Annotated in this window: 13 protein-coding genes; 10 read left to right on the plus strand and 3 right to left on the minus strand. The window is 43.6% G+C overall.

Annotated elements, in window-relative coordinates; all coding sequences use genetic code 11:
- Positions 1–25 precede the first annotated feature (25 nt).
- Positions 26–352, plus strand: a complete 327-nt coding sequence (locus CGB83_RS17565) for a hypothetical protein (RefSeq protein ID WP_100076994.1) — start codon at positions 26–28, stop codon at positions 350–352.
- Positions 353–364: 12 nt separating this feature from the next.
- On the opposite strand, the gene CGB83_RS17570 is transcribed toward CGB83_RS17565, so the two are convergent.
- A complete protein-coding gene (locus tag CGB83_RS17570; protein WP_100076995.1) occupies positions 365–973 on the minus strand; it encodes a hypothetical protein in 609 nt (202 codons plus the stop codon).
- 69 nt (positions 974–1042) lie between these two features.
- Between CGB83_RS17570 and CGB83_RS17575 the strand changes: the two genes are divergently transcribed.
- From CGB83_RS17575 to hemL, 3 genes are all read left to right on the plus strand, one after another.
- Positions 1043–1945, plus strand: coding sequence for a 1-aminocyclopropane-1-carboxylate deaminase/D-cysteine desulfhydrase (locus CGB83_RS17575; protein ID WP_100077644.1), 903 nt, complete (start codon positions 1043–1045; stop codon positions 1943–1945).
- A gap of 13 nt (positions 1946–1958) precedes the next feature.
- Positions 1959–3017, plus strand: a complete 1059-nt coding sequence (locus CGB83_RS17580) for a glucosaminidase domain-containing protein (protein WP_100076996.1) — start codon at positions 1959–1961, stop codon at positions 3015–3017.
- A 133-nt stretch (positions 3018–3150) separates the two neighbouring features.
- Entirely contained in the window at positions 3151–4434 is a 1284-nt protein-coding gene (gene hemL, locus CGB83_RS17585; RefSeq protein ID WP_100076997.1) for a glutamate-1-semialdehyde 2,1-aminomutase, read from the plus strand.
- Between the two features lie 97 nt (positions 4435–4531).
- On the opposite strand, the gene CGB83_RS17590 is transcribed toward hemL, so the two are convergent.
- The gene (locus CGB83_RS17590; protein WP_100076998.1) at positions 4532–5755 is read right to left on the minus strand and encodes a hypothetical protein; all 1224 of its coding nucleotides are present in this window, start codon (positions 5753–5755) and stop codon (positions 4532–4534) included.
- A 30-nt stretch (positions 5756–5785) separates the two neighbouring features.
- Positions 5786–8413 (minus strand): TonB-dependent receptor plug domain-containing protein, encoded by a 2628-nt coding sequence (locus CGB83_RS17595; protein WP_100076999.1) that lies wholly within the window; start codon positions 8411–8413, stop codon positions 5786–5788.
- A gap of 196 nt (positions 8414–8609) precedes the next feature.
- On the opposite strand from CGB83_RS17595, the gene CGB83_RS17600 reads away from it, so the two are divergent.
- The 6 genes from CGB83_RS17600 (at position 8610) to CGB83_RS17625 (ending at position 16707) form a co-directional block, all read left to right on the plus strand.
- Complete coding sequence (locus tag CGB83_RS17600) at positions 8610–9287, plus strand: response regulator (protein WP_100077645.1); 678 nt, start codon at positions 8610–8612, stop codon at positions 9285–9287.
- 49 nt (positions 9288–9336) lie between these two features.
- Positions 9337–10368, plus strand: coding sequence for a sensor histidine kinase (locus tag CGB83_RS17605; protein ID WP_100077000.1), 1032 nt, complete (start codon positions 9337–9339; stop codon positions 10366–10368).
- 132 nt (positions 10369–10500) lie between these two features.
- Positions 10501–11094 (plus strand): IS1096 element passenger TnpR family protein, encoded by a 594-nt coding sequence (locus CGB83_RS17610; protein ID WP_100077001.1) that lies wholly within the window; start codon positions 10501–10503, stop codon positions 11092–11094.
- 151 nt (positions 11095–11245) lie between these two features.
- Positions 11246–11788: a lipocalin family protein gene (locus tag CGB83_RS17615; protein WP_100077002.1), complete on the plus strand. Its 543-nt coding sequence runs from the start codon at positions 11246–11248 to the stop codon at positions 11786–11788.
- Between the two features lie 173 nt (positions 11789–11961).
- A complete protein-coding gene (locus CGB83_RS17620) occupies positions 11962–13212 on the plus strand; it encodes a CinA family nicotinamide mononucleotide deamidase-related protein (protein WP_100077646.1) in 1251 nt (416 codons plus the stop codon).
- An 87-nt stretch (positions 13213–13299) separates the two neighbouring features.
- Positions 13300–16707, plus strand: a complete 3408-nt coding sequence (locus tag CGB83_RS17625; RefSeq protein WP_100077003.1) for a trifunctional glycoside hydrolase family 18/polysaccharide deacetylase/glycosyltransferase family 2 protein — start codon at positions 13300–13302, stop codon at positions 16705–16707.
- Positions 16708–16727: the final 20 nt, after the last annotated feature.

Consider the following 16727-nt stretch of genomic DNA (forward strand, 5'->3'; position numbering starts at 1 on the left):
ATAAAACTTTTTTATATTTGTTGTGATGATAATTGTATGCCAAAAGCTGCTGAAGAAGCTAAAAATTAACGGAATAGCACTTTTCCCCTTCATCTTCGTCAGCAGACCCGAAGATAAGAAAAATAAAGTACTGGTCAATCATGAAAAAATACATTTGAGGCAGCAGCTTGAACTCCTCATGATCTTCTTTTACATTCTTTACCTGGCTGAGTATTATTATCATTTATGGAAGCTTAAAAATCCATATCAGGCCTACAGGCATATTTCGTTTGAAAAAGAAGCGTATGCCAATGAGCATAATCTCGATTACCTTAATAAGAGAAAATTCTGGGGCTTTCGAAAATATATGTGATCTGCTCACCGGCTATTTCTGCCCTTGCCACTCCCGGTCAAAATCCTTCTGGGTTTTCCGGGGCGGAAAATAACGGTCAGGATGCCGGCCTATGTCATATGAAATTGCTTTTTCAATCATAAGGTCCAGGCTTGGAATGATCCATTCCGGCGATCCCTTTTTCTCCTGGCCGTTAGTAAATATTCTGGTGGCCTGTCCGTTTTTCATTTCTGCTTTCATCAGCAGGCAGCCGCCCATGTACCCGGAACACGAGTGTCCCGTATAGACGTGATCTGCTACGGTATGATCATGAAACGTAATTCTGAGTTCGAGATAATTCCTGGGATGGGTGGACCCAATGCCATACCGTGTATAGCTTTCAATACTTTGAATCGCCTGAAGATAAAGGATGGTATTCTGTCTGCTTTCCGGAATATATCCGGGATACATGACACTCTGTGTGTGGTTCTGGATCTGCCGGTCAATCTGCACATTGAACATCCTGACGATCCTGTTGTTTTCCAGATCAGGAATGTCTGGCCTGGATTTTTTGTGGGATACCTCCTGAACCAGCAGGTAACAGATCAGGACGGTAGCTGCAGCCGCAATAAGCAGCGAGAAGATTAAAATTCCTTTTTTCATGATTATGTTTTGATGGGTTTAACAAATTTAAACATTTCCATATCAAATAAATTCAGGAAATTTGCAGGGATGAACATTCCAGACATTCATATTCCGGTAGTTGAAATTCCGTCAGGAAAAAAGGTACAGCTCTTCATGAAAAGGGAAGACCTGATCCACCCCGGCATTTCCGGCAATAAATACTGGAAACTGTTTTATAACATCAACCATTACCTGGACAGAAAACCGGTAAAGCCCTATCTCATTACTTTCGGCGGTGCCTTTTCCAATCATATTGCGGCAGTAGCGGCCGTGGCGAAACAATTCGGTATTCCGGCTTTAGGAATCATTCGCGGAGAAGAGCTGCATGATCGGTGGCAGGATAATCCGACGCTTACCTTTGCTGCAAGGAACGGTATGGACCTGAAGTTCGTTACCCGTGAGCAGTACAGGAATAAGGATCATATAGCGGTTTCTCTGCAGGCTGAATTTCCCGGTGCACTGGTCATTCCGGAAGGAGGAACCAATGCAGATGCCGTAAGAGGCGTAGGCCTGATGCTGAATCATCAAACCAAAGATTTTGACTATCTTTGCACGGCAGTTGGAACCGGAGGAACGCTTGCGGGGATCTCTTCATTCTGTGAAGATCATCAGCAGGTGGTAGGGTTTACAGTGGTAAGTGACCGTTCGCTTGAAGGCAAAATACGGAAGTTGACCTCAAAAAATAACTTTAGCCTGATAGATTCAGCTTTCGGAGGGTATGGTAAAATAAAAGATGAAAACATCCGTTTTATCAATGATTTCAAAAGCCGCTGCGGAATCCCTCTGGACCCGGTTTATACAGGAAAGATGATGCAGAAAGTTTTTGAATTGACGGAACAGGGATACTTCCCTGAAAACAGCAGGGTGTTGTGCTTTCATACCGGAGGTTTACAGGGAGTTGAGGGGGCCAATCTGCTTTTGAAAAAACAGAACAGAAATTTAATCATATAAATACATTGAAAAAATGAAAAGACTTGTCTTACTTGTAAGCCTTTTAGTTTTATCAAAATTCTCAGCCCAGACCTGGGCTACCGAAGACCAGTACATTCAGAAGTTTGCTAAGTACGCTGTGGAAGAAATGGAGAAGTACAAAATTCCGGCTTCCATTACCCTGGCACAGGGGCTTCTGGAAACAGGCGGCGGCCAGAGCCGGCTTGCGCTGGAAGGGAAAAACCATTTCGGCATCAAATGCAAGGAAGACTGGACCGGAAAAACCATGAAGCATACCGATGATGCTCCCAATGAATGTTTCCGTGTGTATGAAGACCCGCGGCAGTCGTATGAAGACCATTCCATCTTCCTGTCTACAAGAAAATATTACGCGAATCTCTTCAACCTGGATATGAAGGATTACCGCGCCTGGGCCTACGGACTGAAAAAAGCAGGCTATGCCACCAATCCGAGATATGCCTCCATCCTCATCAGTAAAATAGAAAAATACAGGCTTTACGAATTTGACAATACCAGCTCTAATGAGGTATGGTACGCGGTACTTAAAATGTATCCTAACCTGAAGGATGACCGTGCTTTCATGGCACAGATGGAACCGGAAAAGTATACGAAAAAAGCCAAAGATCCGGTGACGATAAAAGTGCCGTACCAGCAGACGTCGTATGCACAGCAGCAGAAGAGGGTGGATAAAATTAAAACCAGGGCTGAAACATTAAATTCCATCCTTATTAAAAGCCACCCGAACGAAGGGCTGAAGTACATCGTTATTCCTGAGGATACCAATGTTAAATATATTGCGGAAAAATTCAAGATCAGCGAAAGCAGGCTGATGAAATGGAATGAACTGGAAAGTGACGTACTGAAGAAGAATGACATTATTTTCCTGGAATCTAAGAATTCCGCCGGCAATACTGCTACCTACAAGGCCGCTTCCGGTGAAGATATGCATGATATCGCGCAGAAATTCGGGATCAGGCTCAATAAACTGTATGCTAAAAACAGGATGGACGAGGGCCAGCAGCCTTCCGCCGGACAGCTCATCTACCTGATCGATAAAAAACCAAGGCATTAAACCTGATTACGGTCAACAATAGGGCTGGTTTAGAGGTTCCGGTAAAACTATCGGGATTTTCAGGTTTGCCCATCATAAATAATGCAAACCTTAAGGCTGAAGCCTGGAGGTTAAACATATAAAGAACAACAGAATGAAATATCAGAGAAGTTCAGCTTTATTCGATGAAGCGTACCAATACATTCCCGGGGGGGTCAATTCTCCGGTCCGCGCCTTCAAATCCGTTGGGGGAGTGCCGGTTTTTATGAAATCTGCCAAAGGTGCTTACCTTACCGATGCGGATGACAATGCCTATATTGATTACATCAATTCCTGGGGACCTGCTATTTTAGGTCACACCCATCCTGAAGTGCTGGAAGAACTGAAGATACAGGCCGAGAAAGGTTTTTCATTCGGTGCACCTACGGAGCTGGAAACGGAAATTGCAAAATTCATTGTAGAGAACGTACCGAATATAGACCAGATCAGAATGGTTTCTTCAGGGACCGAAGCCTGCATGAGTGCCATCAGGCTGGCAAGAGGCTATACGGGAAGGGAAAAAATCGTCAAGTTTGAAGGCTGTTACCACGGGCATTCAGACTCATTCCTGATCAAGGCCGGAAGCGGTGCTGCCACATTCGGGAACCCGAATTCACCGGGGGTTACCCGAGGAACGGCTAAGGATACTCTCTTGGCAAGGTACAACGATTTTGAGCAGGTACAGGATCTCTTCCGCCATAACCAGGGTGAAATTGCCGCGGTTATCATTGAACCGGTAGCCGGAAATATGGGCTGCGTGCTTCCTGAGAATGAATTCCTCCAGAACCTGAGAAAGATTTGCGATGAAAATGGCGCTTTACTGATCTTTGATGAAGTGATGACCGGCTTCAGGCTGGCTTTCGGAGGGGCACAGGAATTATTCGGCGTTAAGGCTGACCTGGTAACATATGGGAAAGTAATCGGCGGCGGGCTTCCGGTAGGCGCTTTTGCCGGACGCAACGAAATTATGGATTGTCTTGCTCCGAAAGGAGCCGTGTACCAGGCCGGAACCTTAAGCGGCAGCCCGCTGGCTATGCGGGCAGGGCTGAAAACACTTCAGATCATCAAAAATGACCCTGAATTTTTCTCCAGGCTGGCTAAGACTACGGAAACCCTGGATTTTGAGATCGGAAAGATCCTGAATGAAAAAGGCATTGCCCACAGGATCAACCGTAAGGGTTCCATGATGTCGGTTTTCTTCCACATTAACCGTGTGTCCAATTTTGACGAAGCACAGGAAGCCAACCATTCCCTTTTCAATAATTTCTTCCACCAGATGCTGCAGAACGGGATTTACCTTCCTCCAAGCGGGTATGAAACCTATTTTATCAGCGACGCGATCAAAGACCGTGAACTGGATATGACGCTGGAAGCAGTGAGGAAGTTTGAATATTCTTAAAGAATAATGGATAATTACGTCTCTTTAATCACCATCAGATAAAAATCCCCCGGAATAACATTCCGGGGGATTTCGATATGAAGAAAACTAACTATTGTTATTGTAATCCTGCTAAAAGATTGACTCCATTTACGGTTGCCCAGGCTCCCGGTGTTAAGGATACTTTGGTTACGGTTGTCGCATTGGTAAATGTTTTAGCACCATTCGGCGTGAAGGCATATCCCCAAACTCCTGCATTGTCAGAATTCAGGTACGTCATAGGAGAAACCACAACTTTATTGTTGTTTACCTGGCTGTTTTCAGTAGCAGCATCCTGGATTAAAACGGCATATGCTTTCTGGGTTCCGATATTTTTATACCCGCTGATATACACATTGGAGAAAATCCCTGTTCCCTGCTTTTTAAACTGAATCGCGGAAATTTCAGGTGAATTCGTGGTTTCAGGATTGGTATTGGCATCTCTGATCAGGGTAATGTTAGAGATCTTAGGAGCCGTATTATCTACGTTGCTTGAAGATTCGATCTCCATCCCGAAGTTTCCAACTCCTGTCTGGAATGCATACCAGTTGGTGTTGTTCTGCCCGCTCCATGCATCCTGCCAGTCGAAAGAATCGTCATAATTTCCGTAAGAAACGATATTTTTAGCACTTACCGTCCCTCCGAAGAATTCATATCCGTCATCAGTACCTTTATAAGTGACAAGGTTTTCCAGGACAGTTCCGGCACCTACGGCATAAAACGTCATAGAGTTGGTTTCTGAAGTACCGTCACCTATCTTTTTACCTGCATATTCCACACGCACGAATTTCATGGTTCCGGAATTGGAATTGGCATCGCTACCTCCGTAGTATACGTTGTTACCATCTTCAGATAAGGCCTGTGTATTCCCGTTAAGTGCTTTGATAGGTGCATTACCGTACAACGTAATACCACCCCAGTCTCCAGGAGTTTTGCTGGAAGTTGTGAATACGATAGGTTCAGAAGCTGTTCCTACAGCATTGATTTTACCGTCCTGAAGAACAACCAGGCTGCTGGTCTTTGTGGTTACTACATTAAAGGTAGCTCCTGCTTCTATGGTAATGGTAGCATTATTGGTTACTTTAACAATCCCGTCCAGCGTGTAGTTCCCTTTTTTGATCAGCAGGTCTTTGCTAATGGTACCTGATAATGTTCCGCTTCCGCTTAATACACTTTCAGTTGTTCCGGGTGTAGTAACACTTGTTCCTTCTCCTAATCCGTCATTAACTTCAATGGTACATGAATGTAAGGCTAATGTTAACACAGCGGTTAACGCTACTAGTGATAAAATTCGTTTTTTCATTTTTATACTTATTTTTTTATTTATAAATGGTTAGAATGTGTACCCTACGGTAAGATTGAAATTAACTCCTCTGAAATAGTCAGTATACGTATACACTCCTTTGGTGTCCACATCATGGTAGCTCTTATCACCCAGAAGTATTTTATACTTGCTGTTGAACATATTCTGTACGGCAAATTTCACATTCCAGTTTCTGGTCAACTGGTCCTGATATACGAAATCTAACTGCGAGAACGGCTTTTCATAGAAATTATCGGATCCTGATGTTCCTACAGCATATATTTTAGATCCGGAAACATTATACACCAAAGAGAGGGTTCTGGTCAGGCTGTTTTTCTTTTTGATTTCGTACTTAAGGTCGGCATTGATCGTATAAGGTGCAGCACCCTGAAGACCTCTTTTGTGAAGCTGGTCGTTGGTATATCCCTGAGGCCTTTCCAGTAATAATTGATCTTCGCTTCTGTCTACGTTGGAATACATAAATGTGGCATTGGCTCCGAACATGAAATTGCTGAGGCTTTCAGAAATCCTGCCCAGGCTGATGATCCCTTCAAGTTCCACCCCTGCCAGCTGTGCTCTCTTGGCGTTCAGGAATGATACGGTGATCCCGTTGGCATCACCGGAAGTGATGAAAGAACGTTCGATAGCTTTATCGATCCTTTTGGCAAATAAATTCACAGAGAAAAGCTCTTTGTTGGTAGGGTAGTATTCCCACTTCAGGTCAAAGTTGTAATTTTCACTGTTTTCGATATCAGCATTACCTTTAATGGTTTCATTATCCGGATTGATATAGCTGATAGGCATTCTCTCAATAAGGACAGGTCTGGTGATGGTCTTACTGAATGAGAACCTCACGTTATGCTTATTGTTAAGCGCTTTTTTGATCGCGATAGATGGTAAAAACAGGTTTCTGTTTTTAATGATATTGTCTTTTTTATCGGAGCTTTGCTGCGAATAACGGATCAGCGTGATATCATTCTCATATCTTCCTCCTAACAGGATGTCCCAGGATTCGGAAGGTTTATAATTTAAATTAACATACCCGGCATTCACAAACTGGTACATCATGGATAAGAACTGGGATGCATCAGATCCTTCCTGAAAAGAGAGGTCTCCGTTCATGATGGAATTGTTGAAGGTGGATTGCGGAGTATCTTTATCAATAATGTGCTCTCTGTTGGCAATGTTATTGGCTACTCCGAAGATGAATCTGTACGAGTTCTTTCTCAGGTCCGCAAAACCATTGTATCCTACGGATAACTGGATCGGGTAATCTTTTTTATCTCCTTTTTCACCCAGGAAAACAGAATATTCTCCATAGGCAGAACCGTAGAATCTTGAATTTACATCAAGGTACTGGCGGATCAGGTTGTTGGCCCCGTAAGCAAGATACAGTTTATCTTCTGGTAAAATATTGTTGTTGGCATCCCTGCGGCTACCTTCAATGATTTTTCTGTCCGGCTGCTGATAATTGTTGATCACATAACTTCCTCCGGCTTTAACCTGATGTCTGTCACCGATCTTTTGTGAGGCAGTAAGCTGAAGGTCCAGGAACCTTGACAGGTCCAGCTGGTTCGTACGGAAAAATCCTAGATCTTTATTCTGTACCTGATTGTTCTTATACCCGTAATAATCTTCGATGATATTATTGGTGCTCTGTAAGTACATGGCGTTTAAATTAACATTCGTGCCTCTGTTCTTATAAGCAAGTCCAAGGAGTGTGGAAGACTCTGTTTCGTAATTATACTGTTTTCTTAAAAGGTCATTGTTCAGAACAATGACATTCCCGAAATCTTTGAACTGATTTTTAGCCCCTTCACGGAAAGAAAACTTAGTTCCCTGGTTCAGGGAGAATAAAACAGCCATATTACCGGTTTCACCCATCTTCATTTTCTGAGCGGTGGTAAATCCTATGCTGGAGTTAGGAACCGGTCTGATGTTATCAACATTCCAGGAATCTTTAAATGAATTGATCGATTCGTTAGCAGAAAATTTATAGTTGCTCGGCCTTGAGTCTCTCACCTGATCCGGCAATCTCCTGTCTCTGCCGTTCAGTCCCAGATAGCCGTTCAGCCCGTCTGCCCCTTCGGCAACCTTGAAGTTATTTCTAAAGGTGCTTAAAGTATTCATGCCTACGCTGAATTCCACCTTGGTAAAAGGCTTGTCAATCGTAAGCGTTTCAATATCAAAGGTAGCCCCGGCAAAGTCTCCGTAAAGATTGGAGTTGAATGTTTTATAAATGTTCAGCTTGCCTACTACGTCGGTAGGGAACTGCTTTAAAGCGATAATTTTCTGGAATGGGTTGTTGGATGGAGAACCCAGTCCGTTAATAAGCAGGTAATTGTACCGTTCCTCAAGCCCTCTTACGAAAAGCCCTCTTCCTTCTACGGTGGTGATACCGGTAACTTTGGTAAGCCCCTGCTCTACATTGGAAATCCCTTTTCTGGAAATCTCCTCTGCACTTACGGCCTGTTTCTGGATAATGGCTTTCTTCTGCTCACCTAATACGGCGGTTTCAGTTTTCCTGTTGCTGTTACCCTGGATGATAACACCTTCAATCTTCTTTTCTTTCCCAACGGTGTCTCTTTTTATTTCCTGAGCATAAAATACGGATCCGGTCAGGAATATGACCGCAACACTAAGATTGCTAATTTTCATTATCTTACTTTTATTTACTAAAATTCTTTCGCTGCAAAGAAATGAAAGATTAGCAGGGGAAATGGTTTAGTAAAATTTAATTTTTTTTTAACTAAATATTAAGAAACCGGATTTATTGTTAACTTTATGTGAACGATTACCAGAGCGTTAATCTGTCATTCAAAAATCATTAACTTTGGCACAGGAAAAAATAAAAATGAACCAAAAGAAAATACTCTTAATAGACGACGAACTGGATATTTTAGAGATTCTGTCTTATAATTTGGAAAAAGAAGGCTACGATATTTTCACTGCTACCAATGGTAACGAAGGCATCGAAAAAGCCAAAGAAATTATTCCCGATCTTATCCTGCTGGATGTGATGATGCCCGAAAAAGACGGTATCGAAACCTGCCAGGAACTCCGCAAGATCAAAGAACTTCAGAAGACCCTTATTGTTTTTCTTTCTGCGAGGAGCGAAGAATTTTCACAGCTGGCCGGTTTCCAGGCAGGCGCCAATGATTATGTGGTGAAGCTTATCAAGCCGAAGATCCTTATTTCTAAAGTCAATGCCCTCTTGCAGCTGACTTCACAGGTTTCAGACAATGCCAAGCTTATTGAAATTGGAGACCTGGTGATTGATAAAGACAATTTCCGGGTGTCTAAAAGCGGTCAGCTATTCCTGCTGCCTAAAAAAGAATTTGATCTTTTGTACCTGCTGGCTTCCAATACGGAAAAAGTGTTCAAGAGAGAAGAAATCCTGGAAAAAGTATGGGGCAATGATGTGATTGTCGGGGAAAGGACCATCGACGTACACATCAGGAGGCTGAGAGAGAAATTAGGCATCAGTACGATCCAGACCCTGAAAGGAATCGGATACAAGCTTATTGTTTAACACCTTAAAAAGGCCTACCTTTACTTTCAACCCATAAATCCTTGTAAAATTGAAATTTTACAGACTTACCCTCCTCGCCTCATGTCTGCTGACACTGGTGATGTTTCTGCTCGTCATCATTTTTGATGCCTTAAAAGATGTCTATGACCAGACCCCGTTTTTTAAGATAGGGCTTCTGATATGCCTTGTTTTTATTTTCATGGTCAATTATGTCGTACTGGAGCTGCTTTTCAGTTATTACGGAAGAAAGCAGGTGCGTGGGCTGTCCCGGATCCTGCCGCAGGAAATTGTGCATGACCAGGATGAAAACATTACCATAAAAGAGCTTGGAGAAAGGTTTTCCGATCTCAACCAGCGTAAGGTAACCGAAATTGATATGATGAAGGAGATGGAGAGTTACCGTAAAGAATATATCGGGAATGTTTCCCATGAGCTTAAAACACCCCTGTTTTCCATTCAGGGGTACGTGGAAACCCTCAGAGAGGGTGGAGTGGATAACCTGACCATCCGAGACAAATACCTGGAAAGAATTGATAAATCCGTTGAAAGGCTGATTGCCATTGTAACCGACCTGGATATGATCAACAGGCTGGAAGCCGGAGAGATCAACCTTACCATATCGCGGTTCGATGTCAATATGCTGATCAAAGAAATTTTTGACCTGCTCGACCTCGAAGCGGAAAAACATAATACCACTTTACAGATCCAGACCCTGCAGCCGCAGATCCTTGTGGATGCCGACAAGCAAAAAATATCCCAGGTATTCATCAACCTCATCTCAAATGCCATCCATTATGCCAACCGCCAGGAAGCACGGGTCGTAGTAAAAACCAGTGTCCTGAAAAATAAAGTACTCATAGAAGTTATTGATAACGGGATGGGCATTAAGCCTGAGAGCCTGCCGCGTATCTTCGAGCGTTTCTACCGCGTTGAAACCAGCAGGAGCCGCAGGGAAGGAGGATCCGGCTTGGGACTTGCCATTGTAAAACATATCCTGGAGGCCCATAGTGAAAATATCACCGTGGAAAGCGTCTATTTAGAAGGAACAAAATTTAGTTTCATGCTTGAAAAAGGGAAATGAATACCCTGAAAATGTATGAAAAAAAAATGTTTTAAAAAATTCTAAAATATTTTTTGTCGAATCTCATTTATTATATATTTGCAACAGAAATTTATCATAATAATAAAGGCAAAAAGTAACTAAAAAACTGATATGGTTTATAAAATCCGCGTAATATTAGATGCGAAAGAAGATATTTTCCGTGATATTGAGGTTAAGGGAAAACAGACGCTATGGAACTTACATTTAGGAATTAAAAGTGCCTTCAGCCTGCAGGGTGACGAGCTTTCTACTTTTAACCTGCTGGAAGATGACGGTACCATTATAAAAAGTGTTCCGTTAGAAGATATGAGCGATGACGGAGACGGCGAGATTATGTCGGATGTGTATATCGATGAGGCCTTTGAAACGGAGGGGAATAAAGCCCAGTTTCAGTATGGTCTTCTCGATCTTTGGGAATTTTTCTGTGAACTGGTGGAAGTGATTGAAGAAACCAAAGGCGTTAACTATCCTATCACCGTATACCGTTTTGGTAATGTTCCTCTTAAAGCTCCTGCCAAAAGCGGAATTGCCGGCGGATCCAAAAAGAAATCTGCAATGCCTTTACTGGATGATGATTTCAGCTTTGATGATGATTTCGCCGCTACAGGCAATTTTGAGGAGGATGATGACACCTTCGATGATGAAGAGGAAGATTACAACGATGACATCTTCGATGAAGAGGATGACACGGACGACGAGAAGTAAATCTCCGATCCCGGAAAGCGGATACAATATATACATCAGAATAGGTTTTCCTGTTCTGATTTTTTTATGCCTAAACTTGTACTCCGATCATGCGCGCAACATTCCGGGGCATTATTTTTGAATGTTTCAACCCGTCATAAATACACTCACAATGAAAAACCTGAAAAAAATAGTGATTCCCGTTTCATTGGGAATTATCGGATTGGTGCTGCTGAGTTCATGCTCAGTGGGAATTCCCAAAGGAGCCACAGCCGTAAAAAATTTCGATGCAGACCGTTACCTGGGCAAGTGGTACGAAATCGCCCGGTTCGATTACCGTTTTGAAAAAGATATGGATAATGTAACGGCTGAATACTCCAAAAATCAGGATGGTAGTATCCGTGTGCAGAACAAAGGGTACAATTATGTGAAAAAAGAATGGAAACAATCCGTTGGGGAAGCAAGGTTTGTTGATGATAAGACTGAAGCGAGACTGAAGGTTTCATTCTTCAAACCGATCTGGGCAGGCTATAATGTTATTGAGCTTGATGATAATTACCAGTACGCCTTGGTCGTGGGAAACAACCTGAAATACATCTGGATCCTGTCCCGTACAACCACGATTCCTGAAAATGTGCGTCAGAAATTACTGGAAAAGGCAAAAAGCATCGGATACAATACGGATGAACTGATCTGGGTAAAACATAATCAGTAATACCAAGGTGATTTATAGTAATAACCCTTTCGGAATTCATTTTTGAAAGGGTTTCTTATACGATAATATGTAGATTATCCTATCATTAATCCGTTGCAAATTTCCTCTGCAACATTTTGCAGATAGAGACTTTTTCACGTCATTTGTATAAGGAATTTTTCAAGAATGTTGATATGGAAAAAGCGGTTCTGATTACTATCGGGGATGAAATCCTTTCCGGAAATACGGTAGATACCAATTCTAATTTTATAGCTGCGGAGCTTAAATCCATCGGGATTAAGGTCATACAGATCCTTACGATCTCGGATGAGATTGAAACCATAAAAGAAACCCTGAAATCAGCCTTTGAAACAGGAGACCTGGTTATAACTACCGGCGGATTGGGACCTACAAGGGATGACAAGACGAAAAAGGCCTTAGCCGAATTCTTCGATGATGAAATCGCGCTGGATGAGCCGACTTTTGAACATCTCAGGAAATACATGGAGAAACGCGGCCGTATAGAGATTCTGGAAAGAAACAGGGAGCAGGCTTTTGTCCCTAAAAAATCCACTGTTTTCCAGAACCATTACGGGACGGCTCCCTGCATGATGATGGAACAGCAGGGCAAACTCTCTTTCAGCCTTCCCGGTGTTCCGTACGAAGTAAAGCCGCTGATCAGGGATCAGATTGTTCCGTATCTTAAAGAAAGGTTCAGCCTCAACCATATTGTTTCCAGGATTGTTTCTGTAGTCGGCATTCCGGAGAGTATCCTTGCAGACACTATAGAAGGCTGGGAACTGGCGCTGCCGGCACATATTACCTTATCTTATCTTCCTGTCGGGACCCGTGTAAAGCTCAGGCTCACGGCAACAGGAGCTGTAGAAGAACTTCTCGGCATGCAGCTGGAACAGGAAATCCAGAAATTGTTCCCCATCATCGGTGATCACATTATTGCCACTTCCGAAGATAAAATAGAGAAAATACTGGCCGAACTGCTGGATGAAAAAAGCATGACCATTTCCACGGCAGAAAGCTGCACTGGTGGAGAGCTGGCTAAAATGGTAACCTCCAATTCCGGAAGTTCCAGGTATTATATAGGAGGAGTCGTTTCCTATGCCACTGAAAAGAAAACCGAAATCCTTAAAGTATCTCAGAAAACCATTGATGAATATACTGTGGTGAGTGCCGAGGTTGCCCGGGAAATGGCGGCGGGATGCCAGGATTTATTCGGAACCGACATTGCCCTTTCCACCACAGGGGTTGCCGGTCCAGGAAAAGGTGAGGATGGCAAAGAAGTGGGTACGGTATTTTATACCATCAGGGTCAGGGAACGGGAGGAAACATTCCAGCTTTTCCTGCCTCATCTGGACCGGTTAGACTTTATGCATTTTGTTTCGCAAAAAATTCTCCAGGACCTTGTTTCCATGCTGATAAGTGCCTAAAGGCCACTGTTTTTTAATTTTATTTTAATAGGTTTTACGGGGTGTTTTCATGCTTTTTGACGTTGCTTTGCATAAAGAAATCAGAAGGTGGAACACTCTAAACAAATTTTTCAGACCGAGAATAAAAAACGCTGGAGAAATGTAAAGTGGGGATCAAGAATTTTTATTTTCCTCGCGGTACTGCTCTTTATTGCGCTGGGTCTGATGATGAAACTGGACAGAAGTCCGAAAATCCCTTTTAAAGAAGATTACAAAGCGGTTATTACGGCCAGCCGGCCCTATCTTCAGGAGAATAAAATATCCAAAGAGTATAAAGGCTTCAGGAGCTTCATCTCCGAGAAAAATATCCATACCAATCTTGCCAAGATAGAAAAGGCAAAAGAAGAACGTTTCAAAAACCAGAACCGAAACTGGGCACAGTTCCCGGGAGGGATCCGTTCTGCATTTTATGTCGCCTGGGACCCGCAGTCCCTTATGTCGCTGAAAAGGAATATCCGGCATACCAACCTGGTATTTCCGGAATGGTTTTTCCTGGATCCCGAATCCGGTGCGCTGAAAACGAATTTGGACCCGGAAGGGTATAAGATCATCAAAAGGACCGGTGTGGCGGCCATGCCGATGCTCAGCAACAATTCAAACCAGGAATTCCGGGCTGAAGGTTTGGCGAAAGTACTGAAAGACCCTCTGAAAAGGACACAGCTGATCCGCCAGGTAACCACTCAGTGCCTTAAATTTCATTTCAAAGGAATTAATGTGGACTTTGAAAGTATCGGGCTGGACTCCGATGAATACCTTATTGCTTTCCTGAAAGAGCTTTCGGGAACGTTCAGAAAGAACGGGCTGATGGTAACGATGGATATCATGACGGATAACGATGATTATAATATCCGTAAGCTGGACCCCTACGTAGATTATTTTGTGCTTATGGCATATGATGAATATTCTGCAGATAGTGATGCAGGACCTGTATCCTCCCAGAAATGGATTGAAGCGCAGACCGGCAAAATTCTGGAAAAAACAACACCCGGTAAAATTATTCTGGGATTGGGAGCATACGGTTATGACTGGAGTACCAATAAGGATGACAATACTTCGGTGACGTATATGCAGGCCATTACAAAAGCCAGTGCCAGTAAAGCAGATATCAACTTCGATGATAATACCTTCAACCTGAATTATTCCTATACCGATGCCAAAAACAATACGCATACCGTATTCTTCAATGATGCAGCGTCTATCTTCAATACCATGCGTTTCTCCTCGGAATACCCTCTTGCAGGAACTGCATTATGGAGACTGGGAAGTGAAGACAGCAGGGTATGGAATTTTTATGATAAAGACCTGAGCTCTGCAGGAATGTCCAAAATCAACTTCAAAGATCTTGAAAATGTAAAAGGCCAGACAATGGTCGACTATATCGGGGACGGAGAAGTGCTGGATGTCCTCAATACGCCGCACGACGGAAAAATAGCCCTTGAAACGGATCCGAAAGAAAAAATTATCACCGATGAAACCTATAAGACCTATCCCAGCTCTTATGAAGTGAAAAAATACGGCGAGGCGCCCCAGAAAGATCTGGTGCTGACTTTTGATGATGGTCCGGATGAAACCTATACTCCGCAGATCCTGGATGTTTTATCGAAATACCACGTTCCGGCAGCCTTTTTCCTGGTAGGGCTGAACGCGGAAAAAAACCTTCCGCTGGTAAAAAGGATTTACAGGGAAGGGCATGAAATCGGGAACCACACCTTTACCCATGAAAACGTAGCCCGGGTAAGTCCGGAAAGGGCTTTGCTGGAACTTAAACTGACACGGCTGCTGATTGAGTGCATTACCGGCCACAGTACCATACTGTTCCGGGCACCGTACAATGCCGATTCAGAACCAACGACCCCTGAAGAAATCATACCAGTAGCACTGGCCAGGAAACAGAACTATCTTGATATCGGGGAAAATATTGACCCTGAAGACTGGCAGCCGGGCATCAAAGCGGATGAAATCGTGAAAAGGGTGATGGAAGGCCTTCATCAGAGGAAAGGAAATATCATCCTGTTGCATGATGCCGGCGGCGATACCCGGGAAGAAACCGTAAAGGCACTTAAAGTCCTGATTCCTGCATTGCAGAAACAGGGCTACCACTTTACCAACCTCGCCAGCATCCTCTACAAAAGCAAAAACGAGCTTATGCCCGAAGTGCCTAAAACCAGGGCATACTATGTTATGCAGCTGAATCTGGTCCTGGCCACCGTGATTTATGGCATCAGCCATTTCCTGGTCGCCCTTTTTACCGTGTTTATAGGTTTAGGGATCATCAGGCTGTTGCTCATGGCCTATTGGGCGGTACAGGAAAAAAGAAAAGAAAAGGAGAAAGGCCGGTTTCCGGTTCTGGATTCTTACCCGAAGGTTTCCATCATGGTTCCTGCGTATAATGAAGAAGTTAACATCGTATCGTCACTGAGCAACCTTCTGAATCAGACCTACCCGAATTTTGATGTGATCATGATTGATGACGGAAGCAGGGATTCAACCTATCAGAAAGCGCAGGATGCATTTGCCGGCCATCCGAAACTTAAAATATTCACGAAACCGAACGGAGGAAAAGCTACGGCTTTAAATTACGGGATATCCCGCACTGACTCGGAATATGTGGTCTGCATTGATGCGGATACCAAACTCCAGCAGGATGCCGTAAAATTCCTGATGGCGAGATTCCTCAATGCGGCTCCGGAAGAAAAGATTGCCGCAGTAGCCGGAAACGTAAAAGTTGGAAATCCGGTCAACTGGCTGACCAGATGGCAGGCTATAGAATATACCACCAGCCAGAATTTCGACCGCCTTGCCTATTCATATATCAATGCAGTCACCGTAATTCCGGGAGCCATAGGAGCATTCAGGAAAGCAGTAGTCGATGAAGTGGGAGGGTATTCTTCGGATACCCTGGCGGAAGACTGTGATATTACCGTTAAGATGCTGAGAAAAGGATATCGTATTGCCAATGAGAACAGGGCTGTTGCCGTTACCGAAGCTCCGGAAACCGTAAAACAGTTTCTGAAGCAGCGCTTCAGATGGACCTATGGCATCATGCAGATGTTCTGGAAACAGAAACAGACCTTCCTGAACCCGGAATACAAAGGGCTGGGACTCTGGGCGATGCCGAACATCCTGCTGTTCCAGTATATCATCCCGTTCTTTTCACCGATGGCAGACCTGATTATGTTTTTCGGCCTGTTGTCGGGCAACGGCAATAAAATATTCGTGTATTACCTGCTGTTCCTCCTGGTGGATGCATCACTGGCTATTGTTGCCTTTATCATGCAGAAAGAAAAAATGTGGAACCTTATTTATATCGTGCCTCAGCGGTTCGGGTACCGCTGGCTGATGTATATCGTACTTTTCAGGAGCCTGAGGCGGGCGCTGAAAGGAGAGATGCAGGCATGGGGCTTCCTGAAAAGGACCGGGAATGTAAAAGAGATCGGCGCTTCCAGGTTATCATAAAAAAATATGGACAGCCCGGT

The sequence above is a fragment of the Chryseobacterium camelliae genome, from assembly GCF_002770595.1.
In the GTDB taxonomy this organism is placed as follows: Bacteria; Bacteroidota; Bacteroidia; order Flavobacteriales; family Weeksellaceae; genus Chryseobacterium; species Chryseobacterium camelliae.